Annotated in this window: 17 protein-coding genes and 1 tRNA gene; 7 read left to right on the top strand and 11 right to left on the bottom strand. The window is 55.8% G+C overall.

Annotated features, from left to right (window positions below):
- Window positions 1–58 precede the first annotated feature (58 nt).
- Window positions 59–132: transfer RNA gene (locus L8V22_RS00165), tRNA-Pro, on the top strand.
- A 52-nt stretch (window positions 133–184) separates the two neighbouring features.
- Here the strand turns inward: L8V22_RS00165 and L8V22_RS00160 are convergent.
- Window positions 185–757 (bottom strand): cadmium resistance transporter, encoded by a 573-nt coding sequence (locus L8V22_RS00160; RefSeq protein ID WP_238802127.1) that lies wholly within the window; start codon window positions 755–757, stop codon window positions 185–187.
- A 91-nt stretch (window positions 758–848) separates the two neighbouring features.
- Here L8V22_RS00160 and L8V22_RS00155 point away from each other — a divergent pair, with 91 nt between their 5' ends.
- The 4 genes from L8V22_RS00155 to L8V22_RS00140 all read left to right on the top strand — a co-directional run bounded on the left by L8V22_RS00155 (window position 849) and on the right by L8V22_RS00140 (window position 4,349).
- Window positions 849–1,772, top strand: a complete 924-nt coding sequence (locus L8V22_RS00155) for an ABC transporter ATP-binding protein (protein ID WP_238802126.1) — start codon at window positions 849–851, stop codon at window positions 1,770–1,772.
- Between the two features lie 39 nt (window positions 1,773–1,811).
- Window positions 1,812–2,603 carry an ABC transporter permease gene (locus tag L8V22_RS00150; protein WP_238802125.1) on the top strand — a complete coding sequence of 264 codons (792 nt, stop codon included), beginning with the start codon at window positions 1,812–1,814 and terminating at the stop codon, window positions 2,601–2,603.
- A 155-nt stretch (window positions 2,604–2,758) separates the two neighbouring features.
- The gene (locus L8V22_RS00145; protein ID WP_238802124.1) at window positions 2,759–3,748 is read left to right on the top strand and encodes a sensor histidine kinase; all 990 of its coding nucleotides are present in this window, start codon (window positions 2,759–2,761) and stop codon (window positions 3,746–3,748) included.
- Complete coding sequence (locus tag L8V22_RS00140) at window positions 3,741–4,349, top strand: response regulator transcription factor (protein ID WP_238802123.1); 609 nt, start codon at window positions 3,741–3,743, stop codon at window positions 4,347–4,349. Before L8V22_RS00145 ends, L8V22_RS00140 begins: the two co-directional genes overlap by 8 nt.
- A 46-nt stretch (window positions 4,350–4,395) precedes the next feature.
- Here the strand turns inward: L8V22_RS00140 and L8V22_RS00135 are convergent, their stop codons facing one another.
- The gene (locus L8V22_RS00135; protein WP_269966365.1) at window positions 4,396–5,778 is read right to left on the bottom strand and encodes a hypothetical protein; all 1,383 of its coding nucleotides are present in this window, start codon (window positions 5,776–5,778) and stop codon (window positions 4,396–4,398) included.
- A gap of 205 nt (window positions 5,779–5,983) precedes the next feature.
- Window positions 5,984–6,157 carry an antitoxin gene (locus L8V22_RS00130; protein WP_238802121.1) on the bottom strand — a complete coding sequence of 58 codons (174 nt, stop codon included), beginning with the start codon at window positions 6,155–6,157 and terminating at the stop codon, window positions 5,984–5,986.
- Window positions 6,158–6,515: 358 nt separating this feature from the next.
- On the opposite strand from L8V22_RS00130, the gene L8V22_RS00125 reads away from it, so the two are divergent.
- Complete coding sequence (locus L8V22_RS00125; RefSeq protein WP_238802120.1) at window positions 6,516–7,775, top strand: site-specific DNA-methyltransferase; 1,260 nt, start codon at window positions 6,516–6,518, stop codon at window positions 7,773–7,775.
- Here the strand turns inward: L8V22_RS00125 and L8V22_RS00120 are convergent.
- The 3 genes from L8V22_RS00120 to L8V22_RS00110 are packed head-to-tail and all read right to left on the bottom strand — an operon-like array spanning window position 7,772 to window position 11,900.
- Window positions 7,772–8,731 (bottom strand): CE1 family esterase, encoded by a 960-nt coding sequence (locus tag L8V22_RS00120; protein ID WP_238802119.1) that lies wholly within the window; start codon window positions 8,729–8,731, stop codon window positions 7,772–7,774. The genes L8V22_RS00125 and L8V22_RS00120 overlap by 4 nt on opposite strands.
- Window positions 8,728–10,470 (bottom strand): ABC transporter ATP-binding protein, encoded by a 1,743-nt coding sequence (locus L8V22_RS00115; protein WP_269966373.1) that lies wholly within the window; start codon window positions 10,468–10,470, stop codon window positions 8,728–8,730. The genes L8V22_RS00120 and L8V22_RS00115 overlap by 4 nt, the downstream gene beginning before the upstream one ends.
- Window positions 10,470–11,900, bottom strand: a complete 1,431-nt coding sequence (locus L8V22_RS00110; protein WP_238802118.1) for an ABC transporter transmembrane domain-containing protein — start codon at window positions 11,898–11,900, stop codon at window positions 10,470–10,472. Before L8V22_RS00110 ends, L8V22_RS00115 begins: the two co-directional genes overlap by 1 nt.
- 37 nt (window positions 11,901–11,937) lie before the next feature.
- On the opposite strand from L8V22_RS00110, the gene L8V22_RS00105 reads away from it, so the two are divergent.
- Window positions 11,938–12,744 (top strand): class I SAM-dependent methyltransferase, encoded by an 807-nt coding sequence (locus tag L8V22_RS00105; RefSeq protein WP_238802117.1) that lies wholly within the window; start codon window positions 11,938–11,940, stop codon window positions 12,742–12,744.
- Here L8V22_RS00105 and L8V22_RS00100 read toward each other — a convergent pair.
- From L8V22_RS00100 to scpB, 5 genes are all read right to left on the bottom strand, one after another.
- Complete coding sequence (locus L8V22_RS00100; RefSeq protein WP_238802116.1) at window positions 12,741–14,126, bottom strand: anaerobic C4-dicarboxylate transporter; 1,386 nt, start codon at window positions 14,124–14,126, stop codon at window positions 12,741–12,743. The two genes, L8V22_RS00105 and L8V22_RS00100, sit on opposite strands and share 4 nt — an antisense overlap.
- Before the next feature lie 156 nt (window positions 14,127–14,282).
- Window positions 14,283–15,863: a ribosome biogenesis GTPase Der gene (gene der / locus L8V22_RS00095; protein ID WP_238802115.1), complete on the bottom strand. Its 1,581-nt coding sequence runs from the start codon at window positions 15,861–15,863 to the stop codon at window positions 14,283–14,285.
- Window positions 15,856–16,551 (bottom strand): (d)CMP kinase, encoded by a 696-nt coding sequence (cmk, locus tag L8V22_RS00090; RefSeq protein ID WP_238802114.1) that lies wholly within the window; start codon window positions 16,549–16,551, stop codon window positions 15,856–15,858. Before cmk ends, der begins: the two co-directional genes overlap by 8 nt.
- Entirely contained in the window at window positions 16,551–17,462 is a 912-nt protein-coding gene (locus L8V22_RS00085) for a pseudouridine synthase (RefSeq protein ID WP_269966364.1), read from the bottom strand. Before L8V22_RS00085 ends, cmk begins: the two co-directional genes overlap by 1 nt.
- Window positions 17,463–17,517: 55 nt before the next feature.
- Window positions 17,518–18,072, bottom strand: coding sequence for an SMC-Scp complex subunit ScpB (scpB, locus tag L8V22_RS00080; protein ID WP_238802112.1), 555 nt, complete (start codon window positions 18,070–18,072; stop codon window positions 17,518–17,520).
- Window positions 18,073–18,078 lie beyond the last annotated feature (6 nt).

The raw sequence follows: 18,078 nt of genomic DNA, 5'->3' as shown, positions 1-18,078 counted from the left end.
CCAAATTTCACAGTAGAATCCTACTGATGTAATCTAGATGAGTCGCACAGTGCGACGGCGGGCTATGGCGCAGTTTGGTAGCGCACTACACTGGGGGTGTAGGGGTCGCAGGTTCAAATCCTGTTAGCCCGACAAAATTTTAGCCGGCACCTTCACGGTGCCGGCCTTTCTTATTCTGCCAGTCTTATACTGCGAGCAAAATCGCGATTCCCAGCAAAATAAGCACCACTGGGAACAGGACACTCTCCCACTTCTCCAGGGCTTCGGCGATTCCTGGTCTCGTCGCCACAAAACGCGCCGCCCAAACAAGTGGGACTACAAGCACAAGGAAAACCGCACAATACACCGCTACTTCGGCCGGCGTAGAGGTAGTAAAGACGGGCACGTACACACCGATATTGTCCCCGCCATTGGCAAAAGTGACTCCGGCTACCGCCAGTGTGCTTAGCTTTGTGCCGGAAATATCCTCATCGTCGTCTTCACCTCGGAATGCTTGCCACGCCGCCCACAGGCCCAATAACAACGGGATGAGGCCAAAGTAGCGAATGAGATCGGTCGGTATAACGGCGTTGAAGCCCAATCCGACGACGGAAGAGGCCACCAGTATGCCAAGGAAACCGAGATACTGGCCCATCAGTATCGCGGCAGTTGTGCCCTTGCGCCCAGCACCGCGGGCGAAAAAGAGGGATAGAACTATAATGTCATCGATATTGGTGGCCACAAATAGACCGACGGCCGCTGCGAGAGTAGTAAGCACTCAACCACCCTATCGCGTTATGACACTTGTCATGAAAATTTCATGACAGATCCTATTCACCATTCTGGCTGGCCCCGAATACCTTTCAGGTATGAGCACGACAGACCTTAGGGCGAAACACACGCCAGCCATAAAAGTTTCCGGAGTGAGTAAAACTTTCACCACGAGGGGCTCAGAGCCGGTCCATGCGCTGAGCGAGGTTTCATTTAGTATCTGCCAAGGCGAGATCGTAGGACTTTTAGGCACCAATGGTGCCGGCAAAACCACCCTCTTTGACCTCATCCTTGGTCTCACCACCCCCACCACAGGCAGCATTTCAGTCCTCAACCGCACGCCGCGAGCTGCCGTACAGGGCTCGGAGATCGGCGCCGTATTGCAAACCGGCGGTCTACTACCCGAACTCACAATCCTGGACACCCTGCAGATGATGTCCGCCACCTTTCCACATCCACTGCCAGTCGGGGATATAGCCACACAAGCCGACCTCACACGGATCCTTCACCGAAAGGTGGGCAAATGTTCTGGCGGCGAGCAACAGCGTGTGCGATTCGCGCTCGCGCTTTTAGGCAATCCCCACGTTCTCTTGCTCGATGAACCTACTGCAGGAATGGATGCTAATGCTCGCCACGAGTTCTGGACCACCATGCGCCGCCAGGCAGAGTTGGGACGAACTATTGTCTTTGCCACCCACTATCTGGAGGAGGCGGACAATTTTGCGCAAAGGATTATTCTCCTTCATGAAGGCAAACTACGTGCGGATGCAAGCGCCCAGGATTTTCGCGAGCAGTCGGCCCAGCGCATTGTCGAGGCGAAGTTCGCCGGGCCAGTCCCCTCTACAGACGCATTAGCAATTTCCGCCGAGATTTCCCAGTCTGGCGACTACGCCCGCATGGTAACCAGTGACTCTGATGCGCTTGCAAGATACCTCCTTAACCACACCTCGGCGCGCGACATCACAATTCGGAACCGCTCCTTAGAGGACGCATTTTTAACGATGACTGCGCCCCAACCTTAACCAGCCACTTCCAGTAAACCTTTGCACAAGGAATCTCCCATGACGATAAAACCTGCAACCACCACTGCACGAACCCTGCGGTTTGCTGCCCATAACCTGCTGCGCCTGCGTCGAAACTTCACCCCGATATTTTTCAGCACCATTTTGCCGGTGTTTTTCTATCTCCTCTTTGGCGCCATGATGGACTTTGGCGATACCCCCTTTAAAGGAGGTAATTATGCTGCCTTAGAAATGATCAGCATGGCACTCTACGGCGGCGTCGCTGGTTCCGTTGCAGCCGCTGGCTCCGCCGTCACCGATGCCAAGACTGGGTGGGCACGCCAACTAGCGCTTACTCCATTACGCTCACGCCAGCTGCTGTGGGCAAACTTCATATCCATCGGCTTTCAAGCCCTGCTGCCCATTACGGCAGTATATTTGACTGGCGCCGCTACACATGCGGAAATGCAGCCACACCAGTGGATCTTAAGCTTCATTTCCTGCCTCCTAGTTTCCATTCCCTTGGGCTTTTATGGCTTGGTGTGGGCAATGGCGTTGCCCACCGACAACTCCGTCGCAATCGCCTCGACGTCTGTTGTTCTTTTTCTTTTCGCGGCGAATGTGTTCACACCGCTGACTAAGCCGCTAATGGAGTGGGGTCGCTTCACTCCCCTTTTCGGTCCAGTTGTACTAGCCCAGTGGCCTCTGGCAGAAGGAAGCCAGTTCCTCAACGGGGATGAAGGCACGATTACGCACCCGTTGTGGATGGCGTGGCTAAACTTCGCGGTATGGACGACAATCTTCCTGACCGCGTGCCTCCTGCTACGCTCCCGCGACAAAGCTCGGCGCTGATGTCATCTCTCCGAGAGCCATTTCGCGGTTTCAGCCTCAAAAGTGCGCTTTTTGCCAGTGTGTGGTTAGTCTTTCTCATTCCCGGACTGGGGATCACTTTTGCCGCGCCGGGGATGCCCCTCACTAATCATATCGGGGCCCTTTCGTGCGCTCTAGTGTTCGGTCTTGTCTATTTCTTCGCTTTCGGCGCTGGAGGCTACTACCCCCGCGGATGGCGGGTAGAGCAGCGAATCGGGCTGTATTGGTTTGCACTTGCAGCCATCGCGGTATTGTCGACTGTCTTCTTCGGGAGCATTGCCGTCATTTTTGCGCCGTACTTGGCAGCATTGCTCGGCTTTAACCTTCCTTTGCGCCACAGCTTAGCGTTCACCCTTCTTACAGGGGCTGTGGTGGCTGCTGCCACTTGGTACCTTACGCCCAAAAATATCGGCTGGGTCCTCATCGTCCTTTTTGCTTGGCCAATATTTTTAGTGCTGCTCGGCACCTTTTCCCAGCGTCAAGATAGTCGCGCAGAGCTAGAACGCCGATTGGAACTGGCACGCCAGCGCGAGGATATTGCTACCGATGTTCACGATCTCTTGGGGCACTCTCTTACCGTGATTAATCTTAAATCCGAGCTGGCGCGCCGGCTAATAGATACGGATCCACAGCGGGCAAGGCAGGAATTGCAAGAGGTAAGTGAGCTTTCTCGCCGAGGTCTGGCGGAAGTCCGCTCCACAGTGACTCGGATGCGCATGCCCACCTTTGAAGGCGAAATCCACGCCGCCCGGAGGGCGCTCGAAACCGCGGGTATTGCACCCTATTTGCCTTCGGCTACCAAGGCCGCTGGTCTTTATGACGCCGAATTTTCCTGGGCTCTGCGCGAATTGACCACCAACGTGGTCCGGCACTCCGGTGCCACCCACTGCTGGGTCCAAGTGACAGACCACCGACTGCAGGTAGCAGACGACGGCTGCGGATTCGGTGCAGAAGAAAGCCTGTTCCACCCCCAAGGAGGGCTTAGTGGTCTGCACAAACGCGTGACAAAGGCTGGCGGGCAGCTGCTTTTTACGCGCCGCAATGACTGCACGCTCGCCTTGGTTACTATGGATGGAGACAACGACTTTCTTCCTCTTAGCACCGACGGAGGTGTAGGCGATGCCTGAAACCATTCGAGTTCTCATTGCTGAGGATCAATCATTGGTGCGAGGGGCGCTAGTTGCTCTCTTGGAAACAGAGCCAGACATTAGCGTTGTGGCACAGTGCGCAACGGGTGCGGAGGTTGCGGGACTCGTCGCCAAGCATAGCGTCGATGTTGCTCTGCTGGATATTGAAATGCCCGGCAAGAACGGGCTAGATGCCGCCGCTGAACTTCAAGGAACGGGCTGCCACAGCCTCATAGTCACTACCTTCGGCCGCGGTGGCTACGTGAAACGGGCGCTGGAGACCGGAGTTTCCGGGTTCGTAGTCAAAGATACCCCGCCAGAAAAACTAGCCGAAGACATTCGGCGGGTGCACTCCGGGCTCAAGGTGATTGACCCAGTACTCGCCCAAGAGACCATTTTCATTCAGGAAAATCCACTGAACGCACGCGAACAGGAAGTCGCAAAATTTGTCTTGAAAGGTAGCGGAACTCACCAGATCGCCCGCAAGGTACACCTGAGCAATGGCACGGTACGCAATATTGTATCTTCGCTCATCGCTAAAACCGCGGCTGAAAATCGCTTTGAGGCAGCAACTATTGCGCAAGCACAAGGTTGGCTTTAATAAAACGCGGCCCCGGTGCTGAAATCCCCCTGTTGCTTGTATATGCCTAATCGGGCCTTTTTAGCTCGAGCACATTGACCATGCCCTGAAGGATTATATCCATCACCTTAGAAGCCAGGTTGAAGTAGAAATTGGCCGAGTGATAGCGCAAGGCCCCTACGGTACTTAGCTGCGAGAGGCCGTGGATGGAAGCCCACAAAGCTGCAATCTGGGTAAAAAGAATCCACGGCGAACGTGGTCCATTAGACTCAGAAATGGCATCGCGCACCAAATTCATGATGAAGGTAAATGCCTTTCCCATATCAAATGGTTGCTCAGTATCGCCGGTCTCTTCGAAAGAAATGGGGACGATTGAGCGGCTAGAGACCTCAATGAGGGCAACAAACCCAATGGGATCCTCAAGCGCATATTCCAAGTACCCGAAGCCGGTTGCCTTGATATAAGCAAGTCCGTGGGAGCCTTCAGGCAGAACCTGGTTTTGGCGCATGATTGCCAGCGTATTAGCTTCATCCAAGGATTCTTCCAAAGCACGCAACAGGTGAGAATCGCCGTCAAAGAGATGCTCGGCATCTGGCAGACCTACGCCCGCCCGTGCAGCTGCTGAGCCCAGATGCAAATTAGGAAGCCCATTGTAGACGATTTCTTCTGCCGTACCTCGGAAAATGGCGGCGCGCTTTTCCTCAGCCGTGGATTTTGGCATGTCCTTTGCAGCAGCAGTAAACGGGACCGGCGGTTCCCCAGAAAGCGCCTTTGGTTCAAAGGGAGCTATCTGCCCGTCGCGCAAGCAGATTTCCAAGCCGGAAAACAACGTCTCAAGACAAGCATTAAAGGTCTGCTTCTTCGCCGTAGGCGAAAGGTGTCGCATAATGCCAAAAGTGGCCAAGTGAGTAATTCCTTGCAGCTCACACAAGAAAGAGAGCGACTGGATAACTACCAGCCGGTGCTTAAACTCGCCCCTAGCGGCAACGGCGGCATCCCGCATGTGCTCAAGCACCCAGCGGAAGATGGGAGGAAATGCGTCGAAGCTTTCCACCTGCTCAATGCCATCTTCAAAGTTGGGAAAGCTCGTCGCCGTCTGACAGTTATTATAAGCAGCGAAATAGGTCGGGTTTTCAATAGCTAAGTTAAAGTAAACCTTGGCTGCTTCACGAAGTTTCTCAATAGCCGCAGCATCATCCGGCAACTTATCTAATGCCTTAAACACTGCAACTCGGATACGTTCATCCAGGAATCGGCTGGTTTGAATATAAAGGTCGTGGTCGTCTTCAAAAAAGGACTTAGCTTCATCGCCTAGCACATCGATTTGTTCCGCGACAGCACAAACCTGTAAAGCGTCGCGCCCACTCTTAGCCAGGATACGAGCACTCTGCTCCAGCAAGCGTTGCTTAGCGGAGCCCGCGTGGGAGACGGTGCCTTCAAGATTGTTCACACTAATAATCCTAGCGATTTCCTGCAAAAATTCAGGCGGATTCGCCCATTCTATAGTGCATTTCACCCACAAATAGGTGACATCGTTGGTATAGACCTTTAGCAGCCCACTAGGTTAAACTCGGATACCATTTTGGCCCCCACCCTGACGGGTTGGGGGCCAAAATAAAAACTAACTTTTCACCCGTCTAACGGGTGAAAGCTATTTACTCGTTGCCGAGCTTGCCATCAGCAGCTTCACGAGCCTTGTCGATCTGGTCTGCCTTGTCCTCGCCCAGCTTGCCCTTAGCTGCGTCAGCTGCCTTGTCCAAGCCCTTATCGGTGAGCTCTTCGCCCTTGTCGGAGTTCAGTGCATCCTTAGCCTTATCGAAGATACCCATGTGGTTATCCTTTCTTCTAGTTCTAGCTTTATCTAAGTATTGCCGTGTCCGGCAACACATCCCAACGTACCGACACTTCTAGCTCCATGCCACCAAATCGAGCGATTGAGTCACTAGACCAAATATTCCTTCCGCTAAACCGAAAACAATTCCGCTCTGTAGCGGAGTTCTTCTCAGAAGCATAAATGGAGGCCCCCACAGCCTGACGACCATGTAAGGCCACCGGCTTGGACGCACTCCAAAGCCCCATACTGCTAGGCAGCGGCGGCATTTTAGCTAAGGCCAACTGTTCTAGTTCTTGCGAATGCTAGCGTTAGACGATATTGACGTTTCCCCCTCCTGACAAAGGCATTGCACCATGGCTACCGCTAACCCACCACACCCACCACACCCGGATACAGGCGGGGATTTTTTTGGCTTAGTTTGGCCAGGCAAAGACGCAGCCCGAGAAGCTGCAAATAAACCCTTAACACGGAATTTCCCACCCGATTATGCTCTCAGTACACCGGGTGACTCCCTCAATAGGATTTTTGCCGCAGATAATCTTCCAGTTTTGCAAGAGCTAGCCGCCCGCCGGGAAGTCTTCGACGTCATATATATCGATCCCCCTTATAACACGGGCAAAGACTTCGTCTACCGCGATAACTATCGTTTACGTCGCCAGATGCGTTCAGGTAGCTATGCGGAATGGCACTCGAAATGGCTTTCGATGATGCTCCCCCGCTTGATTTTGGCTCGTGAAGTACTGTCCCCTGAGGGGTTCATCTTCGTCTCCATTGGTGAAGACGAGGTAGCCAATACCCGCAAGGTGCTCGATGAGGTTTTTGGCGAGGGCTGCTTTGCTGGCCAACTAATCTGGAAAAAGGCCGGTACAGGCAAGAATGATTCAAAATACGCCGTGGTAGAACACGAATACATTCTGTGCTACGCCCGTACACCGGACAACTCCGGTTTCAATGTCGACCCCCAAGGCCATACCACGACTAAATATAACCATGAGGATGACAAGGGAAAATACTCCTTGGTACGCCTAGATTCTAAGACCCTTGGGTACCTTCCCTCTCTTGACTTCCCCATCGCTGGCCCCGATGGTAAGGAATATTGGCCGGACCAGCCGGCAGGAAAGGAGAAAGTCGCCCGCTGGCGTTGGAGCCGAGACAAAGTTGAGGAGCACTACGAAAAGCTTGTCTTTCGTCGCGGATTTGTCTACACCAAGAATTACCAGAAGGTGGGTGCACGCCCGCGCTCGATCTTGGATGGAGAACGCTTTGGAGTCACTCGCACTGGGCGGCGTGATGCTGAGGAGATAATGGGCCTCGAGGGCGTTTTTGACTTTCCCAAGCCAGTGCGCCTCATTAAACACCTCATTTCCATTGCGGGCGGAAAGAATGCTCGGATCTTAGACTTTTTTGCTGGTTCCGGTACCACAGCCCAGGCTGTGGTGGAGCTCAATAAAGAAGACGGAGGGGCCCGGTCATTCCACCTAGTGCAGATTCCGGAACCTACCTCCCCAACTAGCGCGGCTCGCCAAGCGGGATTTTCTACAGTTGCAGATATCTGCATTGAAAGAGTGCGCAAGGTTCCCGGCGCTACCTTTGAGGTCTATAGGCAGGACTAGGTCTGAGCGGTTCCAGACGGTCGTCCTGGAATGCCGAAGAAATCTAGGACACGGTCGGTTGCGAAGAACTTACCCACCTCGTTGTGCGAGTCGGCTGTACCGCCTGGCCATACGTGCGAGCCGCCGGCAATACGGATATGCTCCAGCGGTGCGCTACAACCACTCCACCTCATATCGAGTGCATTATTGACTAAACGGGTGGTATCTACCTTAGTCGAACAACCATTGCGTTTACGATCCTGCTCCAGCACGGATTCCACGGAGTAGTACTTGGTCTTGTGGCGAGTGCCTCCGTAGTAGCCCACCACAGGGTCTACGGTGCCGTGCATATCCAACCGCCCGACGGGAGAGTGCGCACAGTTTTTCAGAATGTCTTCATAATAGGCAGCGGAAACGGTGGCAACGGATTTGAAGGTATCGGGCATTTGGCAGGCCAGATAGGCAGCGAATCCGCCGCCATTAGACATACCGGTGGCAAAGATTCGACCATCATCTACATGGTAAGTAGCGCGGACCGCATCAATTATCTCCCGCACAAACTTCTTATCTTCCGTTGTCGAGGTCTTGGCATATGGAGCGGGGCTCCAAGCCTTCTTTTTGCCTTCGGGGAAAATCATGATGGCATCTGCGGCATCAAGGCGAGAATAACCACGGAGATTTTCGGCAGACTGCCCCCACCCGTGAAAGGCGAGGACGATAGGCCATTTTTTATCCCCAGAATAGTCTTTGGGCACACTGAGGATAAAGGAACGTCCGGAGGGCAGGTTGATTGTCCTATAGGAGCCCGGCTCAGGGCCGTTCAAGGGTGCGGAGGTAGGGATTCCTAGGTTAACGGTGTTGGTGGTCTCTGCAGCGTGCGGGGACTCTTTTGATTCGCTAGAACACGAAGTGCCAGCAGCCGCAAGGAAACACACAGTTACCACACCGAGCACGGTCCGAAGTGACCTCGCGTTCATCCTTGTCGTCCCTTCTGCCATGCGTCCCATAAGTGCTTATAACGGCCACCATAATTTAGCAGCTCGCGGTGACTTCCTTGTTCAACCACGCGGCCACTATCCATCACGATGATTCTATCTGCTCGTGCTGCTTGATCGAGTCGGTGCGCCACGACCAACGCCGCACGCCCACGGGTGACTTCAATCGCGGCCTGTTCCAGGGCTTCGGCCCCTACAGAACCCGCCTCCGCAGTGGCTTCATCCATAATGACGATTTTCGGATCCAAAAGCAATATTCGTGCCAGCGCGAGTTGCTGGGATGCCACCGGATCTAATTGGATACCCTGCGAGCCGATAACCGTATCCAGGCCCTCCTCCAAGTGCGCGAACCACCGTGCCCCCACACGCTCAAGTGCCTGAAGCATGTGTGCATCGCTAGCCTGTGGGGCAGCCAAAGAAAGATCCTCGCGGAGGGTGCCTGAGAAAACGTGAACCTCTTGAGTGATCATGGCTAGTCGCGCCGCGCGCTCTGTGTCCGAAAGTAGTGATACCTCTACCCCATCGACCAAGACTTTCCCTTCCTCCGGAACCCGCAAGCCCGCCAATAGCGCGGCAACGGTGGTCTTACCCGCGCCCGAGGCTCCTACTAAAGCCACCGTGTGTCCGGTAGGAATCTCGAAGCTTACGTCCTGCACAGCCCAGCCACCATCGTCGTAGCTAAAGCTCACATTTCGCATCTCGGCTTCTCCGCGTGGGGCTGGGGCTCCATAGCCAGGCACCGCCCGGGGCGGGTCAATGACTACCCCGACTATGCGCGACAGCGAAGCGTAGCCGGATTGTACGGTATCGATTACCCGCATCAATCCCATGAGCGGTCCCCGCAACCGGATAAGCAGGAGCATGGCCGAGGTTACGGCTCCAACTGTGAGGGCTCCGGCCTGCACCGCCCAATAGCTGACGACGAGACCGCAGCTGAGCATGATGAGCTCTATGCCGGTCATCCACAGCTGCAAGACCATCATGGTTTTTCGTGCTGCGTAGCCCTCCTCTACCACTTGCGCGGAGGCGCGTTCAATGCCAGCGTGCATCTGATCTTCCAGGCCAAACGCGCGCACGGTTTTTCGGCCCCGTATTGTCTCAAGGAGCCGGCGTGCCCGCTCTGCCATGGCCGCACGCTCGTCGGCATAGCGGCCCGGGGCTCGGTGTAGGTAGCTGCGAGCGGCGACTACATATAGCGGCGTAACTGCAACTACTACCAGTATGTATTGCCAATTGAGGCTAAGAAGGGCCACCGCAGTGGTGGTGATGGCAAAAGCAGATTTGGCCAACACAGGAGCGGTCTCGGTGACCGCTGCCGAGAGCTCTGCTACATCATCGGTAGAGCGAGAGACCAAATCCCCGGTGCCCGCCTCCTCCACACGGTGAGTAGGCAGTCGGAGTGCGGTAGAAACCATGTCCTCGCGCAGAGCGGAGATCACGCGTTCTGTTAGGCGCGAGAGGACATAAAACCCTGCTGCCGAAAGCAACGCGGAGATTACGGCTACTACTACCAGCCCGATGCCAAGTGGCAGGATTGCGCTGTGCGCCATGACGGCGTCAACAATCTTTCCCAGTAGGATCGGGATCGCTACATTGGCGCTAGCCCCCGCAGTGAGTAAAACAAGAGCCGCGGCACCTCGCGACCGTGCACTGGGGACGTCGGACAGCTGCCGGCCAATTTCCTCGCGCACTTGGGGCCAAGAGGCCGTAGGAAAACGCATCATCGCTCCACCCTCACAGCTGTCCAGGCCGGTGAAGTGGAGTAGATAAGCGTTGGCTTTAAACCGCGGTGGTGCGCCACTCGCTGTGCAATTGCTTGCTCAGTCACCGAGTCCACAGCGGTAGTGGGATCGCTTAAGACAAGAACTGCTGGATCCGCCGCAATTGCTCGTGCTAGCGCCACCCGCTGTTGTTGTCCCCCGGAAAGATTACGGCCACCTTCTCCTACCTCGCGTTCTAAACCACCCGGGATATCTTCCCCCGCGGCCGTATAAAGCGCTCGTTGCGCGATTGCGCTATCCGGATGAATATTGCCCTGGACGGTTCCTTCAAAAAGCATTACTTCATGTGGAGCAACTAGGAAATGTTCGCGCGGCAAGAAAACCAGGTCCTCTGGGGCAGGCTCGGCCACCACGTTGACCCCTGGGCCGAGAGCCGGTAGCGGCGGTTTCCTACCTTCTACACCGGGAGCCGCCAGGACGGCCGTAATGCGGGCAGCACTTGCCTGCGCGGCCGCCCAGCGCGATGCAATATTTCGACCCAACATCGTCATCGGTGTGATGACGAACTGAGTTAGACCAATGACCGTAATAAGCTCACCCACGCTGATTGTGGAATGCTTTGCCATCGCGCCTGCAGCAATGCCCACCGCAATAACATAAACCGAACCCAAAATCTCCGTTACGGCATTGAGCCGTGCTTGGGCGGCATTGGCATCTACCGTTCGCCCATAGGCGGTGTCAGAGGCCTTGGCATAGCGCATACTGACAGTGGCTACCGCACCCAGGCCCTTGAGTATCCGCAGGCCTTGCACCACATCGGTGGCCATGGCGCTGGCCTTAGCCAATGCTGCCTGACGGATGCCGGAACGCGTGCGCAGTGGCTTTGCCACGCGCACTGACCCCCACACCACTAGCGGGCCACCACACAAAATGGCAATGCCCAAAGGTAGATTAATGCGACTGGCGATAATCGCCACATATACAATGGCGCTCACCTCCGCGACCGGAAATACCGTCATCATCACGGCATTTTGCACGCGCCGGGCGTCTGTAGAGGCGATGGCTAGCAGCTCTCCGGCGCTGCGGGGTTTTCCCGCAATTCCGCGCGGGTCTTGAATCCTGTCTGTAATGGCCATGCGAACGTCATGGCCAATTACCAACATGGCTCGGGCATTGAGGCCGCGCCCAAACCACCCCGCTACGGTATTAAGGCCAAAGGTAGCCGTCAGTACCACCAGCCACAGCCCCAATCGCTGAATGGATCCTTTTGCTATGGCCTCATCGATGGCATGGCCCACTATCACTGGTGTCGTTGCGTTGAGCAGAAAGGATACAGCCATGCAAAGTGCTGCCGGCACGGTGAGAGCGGGACGAGAAAAGACGGTCTTCAGCAGCCACCTGGGATCTGATGCTGCGGGAAGTGTCCTCATAGGCAGCCATTCTAATTCGCGGTAGGTTAGATGAGCTATGTCGACTCGCCACCCAGATCCCCGTCACTTTCCTAGCTACCGCAAGGCTTCCGCTAGGCACGGCCCTGGCTTCCGCACTGCCACGCAACGCACCGCCTCCGCCCAGGCCTTCCGCCGCGGTGCTAGCACGTACCACGATGTACGCCCAGGCTATCCGGACGAGGTGTCGGCCCTAATTGCAGATGCGCACACCGTCGCCGATATTGGCGCCGGTACTGGAAAGCTCACTGAATCCTTGTCCAATGATCGCGTTGTAGCGCTGGAGCCCTCCGCCGATATGGCGGGAGTTCTGGCTTCTCGTCTAGATTTGCCGGTCCTGCGTGCTACGGCCGAAAACACCGCGCTTGCCGACGGCTCCTTAAACGCCGCCTGCCTCGCCCAGACCTGGCACTGGGTCGACGTGGCAGCTGCGTGCGCGGAGCTGGACCGCGTCCTCGCGCCGGGCGGGAAGATTCTTTTGGTATGGAACACTCTCGATGTCAACGCGGATCCCTGGATCCTGCGGCTTTCTCGCATTATGCACTCTGGCGACGTACACAAGCCAGGCTTCTACCCGGATTTTAAGGCGCCGTGGTCTGTGGAGCGAGAACTCCGCCTGACCTGGGATCACGAACTTACTCCGGAACAACTTCACCAGCTTATGCATACCCGGTCCTATTGGCTGCGCAACGGCGAAGCCATCCACGAGCGCATGACCCATAACCTTAACTGGTATCTCTTTGAGCACCTGGGATATAGGCCTGGGCAGAAACTGCACATCCCGTACCGCACGGATGCCTTCGTACTGGTACGGGAGTCGGATTAAAGCAGGATCTGGGCTAGCAGCGAACCCACCACGCAGGAGGTGAACACCGAAATGGCGCCAGGAATCAAGAAAGAGTGGTTGATTACGAACTTGCCAATGTGTGTCGTACCCGTGCGGTCAAAGCCGATGCAAGCAAGATCCGAGGGGTAAGTTGGAAGGATGAAGTAGCCATAGGCCGCACCGTAGAAACCAACAATGATGGCAGGGTCGATGCCCAGCTGTAGACCAATCGGAGCGATGGCGACCAGGGCGGCGGCCTGCGAGTTAACCAATTTGGAGACGATAACCAGCACTACCGCGTAGGCCCAAGGTGCAGCCTCGACTACAGAACCCAGGTTGGACTCTAGGGCATCGATATGGGCTTGGAAGAAGGTATCCGCCATCCAGGCCACGCCGAACACGGAGAATACTGCGGTCATACCGGCTTTAAATACCGGGGTGGACGCGATCTTCTTTGGGTCCGCCTTGCAGGTAAGTAGGATGATCGCGCCGGCGACTAGCATGACCATCTGGATAACCAGGTTCATAGAAAGCGGGCTCAGCTCGCCATCGTCACCCGGAACAAGCGGACGTAGGAATTCAAAGGCGCCGAGGGCGACCACGCTGGCGATAGCAACGAGGAAGATAGCCACCGCACGCTTTGCTTCGGGCGAAAATTCCTCATCCATGAGCGAACCGGTGGACTGGTGAATGCTCTCTGCAAACTCCGGATCCTTCATTCGCTCCTGGAATACCGGATCCTCGTCTAAGTCCTTACCGCGGCGCAGCGACCACAGCGAGGCTAGGACGACGCCCGCAAGCGAGGCAGGCATAGCTACCATCAGAATCTGCGGAATGGAATAGGCGTGATCGATAGCGCCAGCATTCTCGGCGATAATAGATGCCAAAGACACAGTAGCCACAGACACTGGCGAGGCCGTAATGCCCATCTGGGCCGACGTCGAGGCGACCGCCATCGGCCGCTCTGGGCGGATTCCCTTCTTTAGAGCAATATCCTCAATGATCGGAAACATCGTGTACACCACGTGGCCCGTGCCGCATAGCACCGTCAGAAACCAAGTGGTAAGCGGCGCGAGAATGGTGATGCGCTCAGGGTGGGCGCGCAGAAATTTCTCAGCAAATTGCATCATCACTTCAAGACCACGGGCTTGTTGCAAAGTGGCCGCGCAACCGATAACCGCAATGATGGTCAGCATCACCGACACCGGCGGCTCGCCCGGGGCGAGGCCGAAGACAAAAACCATGAGCATCAAACCGATGCCGGAGATAAGACCTAATCCGATGCCACCGTACCGAGTGCCCAAGAGCAAGGCACTGAGGATGATGATGACCTGGAGCACGATGGCCAGAATTGAATCTGGCGCAATTATGCTGGCAAGCATGCTGAGCCTTCCATCACGAGAGGATTAACAACTGGTTATATCCTATCGATTCCCACATGAACGGACATAAACGGGAAGGCGAGCCAATTCTCACACCGTGTCCGGTATAAAAATCGCTCGCCTGAGTGCTATAATCCCAGCGTAACGGGCATACTGCTAGCGCTTCTTACCGCGCCGCTCCCTCACACGTACCGCAATGCGGATTGGCGTTCCGTGGAAACCAAAACGCTCACGGAACTTACGCTCAAGGTAGCGCCGATAGGCCGCATCCAAAAAGCCCGTCGTAAACAAGACGATGGTCGGCGGCTGCGTAGATGCCTGCGTGGCGAACAATACGCGCGGCAGGCGATTATTTTTCATCGGCGGAGGATTAGCCGCGATGGCCTCACGCAACCAGTTATTCAGCTGACCCGTGGAAACACGCTGATCCCAGCTTTCCAAGGCCTCCATCATAGCCGGTTCTAGCTTCTGCAGGGCGCGACCCGTTTCTGCGGAGATATTAACGCGGGTGACCCACGGCAGATGGCTCAGCTGCAGATCAATTTCACGATCCAAGTAATAGCGGCGATCCTCATCCATGAGATCCCACTTATTGAACGCAATCACCAGGGCTTTGCCTGCCTCAAGGACCATGTTAAGGACGCGCTGATCTTGCTCGGAGATCTCTTCAGAGGCGTCGATAAGCATGATGCAGACCTCGGCAGCATCGATAACGCCGCGCGTGCGCAGGGAAGCATAGTACTCATGTCCTTGCGCGTTTTTTACCTTCTTGCGGAGGCCCGCTGTATCGATGAACTTCCAGAGCTGTTCATCCAGCTGCACCAAGGAGTCCACCGGATCTACCGTAGTACCGGCAACATTGTCGACCACGGAGCGTTCTTCACTGGTGAGCTTATTGAGCAGCGAAGACTTACCCACATTGGGCCTGCCCACTAGGGCAACTCGGCGGGGACCAGAAGTAATCGCGGTCTGCCGGGGTTCTTCGGGGAATACCCGCAAAATCTCATCCAACACATCCGCGCCGCCGCGACCGTGCTGAGCGGATACTGGCCACGGATCGCCCAAGCCTAATGCATAAAATTCCGCCATGTCTGCATATTGATTATCGGAATCGAACTTATTCGATACCAAAATCACCGGCACGGGGGACTTTTGCAGGCGGCGAGCCATGACCTCGTCCGTCTCGGTAATGCCCACCTTGGTGTCCACCACCATAACGATGACATCGGCGGTTTCCATAGCGACTTCTGCCTGACGGGCAATGGCCGCGTGGATACCCTTAACATTGGGATCCCAGCCTCCGGTGTCCTGCACCAAGAAGCGCTGGCCATTCCAGTCCGCGACATAAGAAATCCGGTCGCGGGTGACGCCTGGGTGGTCCTCTACTACTGCTTCGCGGCGGCCAAGGAAACGGTTAACCAAGGAGGACTTACCCACGTTAGGACGCCCAACGACGGCCACCGTGCACAAGGCTTCTTCAGTATGGTCATCAGATTCCACTCCAAAGGCACGGGAGATTTCCTCCCATTTCTCTTCGCTCAGTGGCTCTTCTACGGGCGAATCCTCCCCATAGTCAGCTTCACCAAAATCCGAGTCATCGAAATCGTAGTCGAATTCCTCGGTATTGAAATCATCAGCTGCCCAGCCGGGAGATGCTTCTACCACCTCATCATCGAATTTTCCGGCCGGGTAATGGAACTGAGTCTCCGACTCTTCCTGGGGATCGTGTTTAGTCATTGGCCGACTCCTTCACCACGTTAATCAGGGCTTGTATAACATCCGCAGGGCTCATATCAGAGGTATCAACTAGGGTTGCGTCATCCGCTGGGCGCAACGGCGAGGTCTTGCGAGACGAATCTGCCGCATCACGGCGCTGTACATCCGCCAGAACCGTTTTATAGTCCGAAGCTATTCCGGCTTTTTCATTCTGTGCTTGGCGGCGCTGAGCCCGGACCTCAGCAGAGGCCGTCATGAATGCCTTTGCAGGGGCGTCGGCAAGCACAACAGTGCCAATATCGCGCCCTTCCACAATCGCGCGGTGCGCCTCGCGGGCCAGCTTGCGCTGCAGAGCTACCAGGTTTTCACGCACCTCTGGAATGGCGGATACGGCAGAAACATGGCGGGTGACTTCATCTTCTCGGATGACGCGCGAGACATCTTCGCCACCAAGGAGAACCTCGGTGGAATCTGGGTCATCGGATACTTCCAATGGCAAATCGGCCGTGGCCGCAATAACCGCAGGAGTATCCGCAGGGTCTACGCCCTTGCGCAGCACCGCGAGCGTTGCCACGCGATACATAGCGCCAGTATCAACATATTTGGCGTCCAGCTGCTTAGCTAAAGCGCGGCAGGTGGTCGACTTTCCAGTTCCGGAAGGGCCATCCACGGCAAGGATGAGGCCTTCCTTCGGCATATTAGAAATCATTACATCTCCACCGCCTTATACAAACTAGTCAGCTCACTGGAATTGAGAGCGCGCAAGCCACCGGGCTTCATATCGCCTAGCTGCACCGTGTGTAGCTTGGTACGCACTAGACGCTGCACGGGGAAGCCGGCTTCTTTCAACATACGACGCACAATGTGCTTGCGCCCCTCATGAAGCTCAAGACGCACCAAGGAATAGCCCTGGTTAGTATCAACGACCTGCACGAAATCGGCCTTTGCTAGGCCATCCTCTAGCTCAATGCCTTCTTTAAGTTTCCGCACGAGCTTCCTATCTGCCTCACCCAATACGGTGGCGAGGTAGGTCTTGGTTACCTCATACTTGGGGTGCATCAAACGGTTAGCCAACTCGCCGTCATTGGTGAGAATGAGCAGGCCTTCTGTATCGGCGTCTAGGCGGCCCACGTGGAAGAGGCGCTGACCGGCAGCAACCTTTTCTGACACCACATCGCCCACGCACGGCCGCCCCAAGTCATCCGACATAGTGGACTGCATTCCGCGGGGCTTATTGAGCACAAAGTATTCGTACTCCTCATTAACGTTGACGCGCACCCCGTCTACGCGAATGACGTCCACCGAGGGGTTTACTTTGACGCCTTGCTTAGCGATGATCTTGCCATTGACCTCTACGCGGCCGGCATCGATAAGGATTTCGGCATGGCGGCGGGAAGCAACGCCCGCTTTGGCGAGCACTTTCTGGAGGCGCTCCCCCTTGGGCTTTTCTTCATCAACCAGCCAATCGGCACCCAATTCGCGGGCTACGGATTCTGCGGTAGCCTTCTGCTTTTTCTTTGACACATGCTGGTGACGGGCCGGCTTAGCATTAGAGACAATGATGTCACTGTCTCGCTGCTTCTTATCCGGTGTGCCGTCACGGCGAGCGGGAGGGGTCACGTACGTGTCCTTTTCTCTCGAAGATATGAAATTACCTGGGCAATCCTACCCCACGCTAGTACTCTTCGTCGATTGCCTCGACATCAGGCAGAAGCGGCGCCAAGTCTGGCAGGCGTTCCAAAGAATCAATCCCCAATAGTTCAAGGAACAATTCCGTCGTTTCATACCGGTGCGCGGCGCCTTCAAAATCATCGTGTGGCAGTTCCCTCACCAAGCCGCGCAGGTTGAGGGTCCGCATAACACCATCGACGTTAACACCGCGAACAGCTGCCACCTGCTGGCGCGTGACAGGTTGCCTATAGGCAACCACCGCCAACGTCTCTAGGGCCGCGCGGGAAAGCTTTGTCTGGGCTCCGTCCAAGAGAAATTCTTCTACCGCGCCAGCATTCTCGGTGCGCGTATAAAAGCGCCACCCTTCTTGGGTCTCACGCAATTCAATACCAGAGCCGCGACTATCTAACTCTCGCTGAATGGCACGAAGGCAATCACTGACGACGTCCCCTTCCGCCCCTAAAGCACGCGCCAAGGACTCCACCGAGGCTGGGGAGTCGAGCACGAGCAGGATTGACTCAAGGCGGGAACGCAGCTGTGAGATGAGGGGAAGGTCCATAAGGGA

The sequence above is a fragment of the Corynebacterium yonathiae genome (genome assembly GCF_027570195.1).
Taxonomy (GTDB): domain Bacteria; phylum Actinomycetota; class Actinomycetes; order Mycobacteriales; family Mycobacteriaceae; genus Corynebacterium; species Corynebacterium yonathiae.
This window is presented reverse-complemented; position numbering and strand designations above follow the sequence as displayed.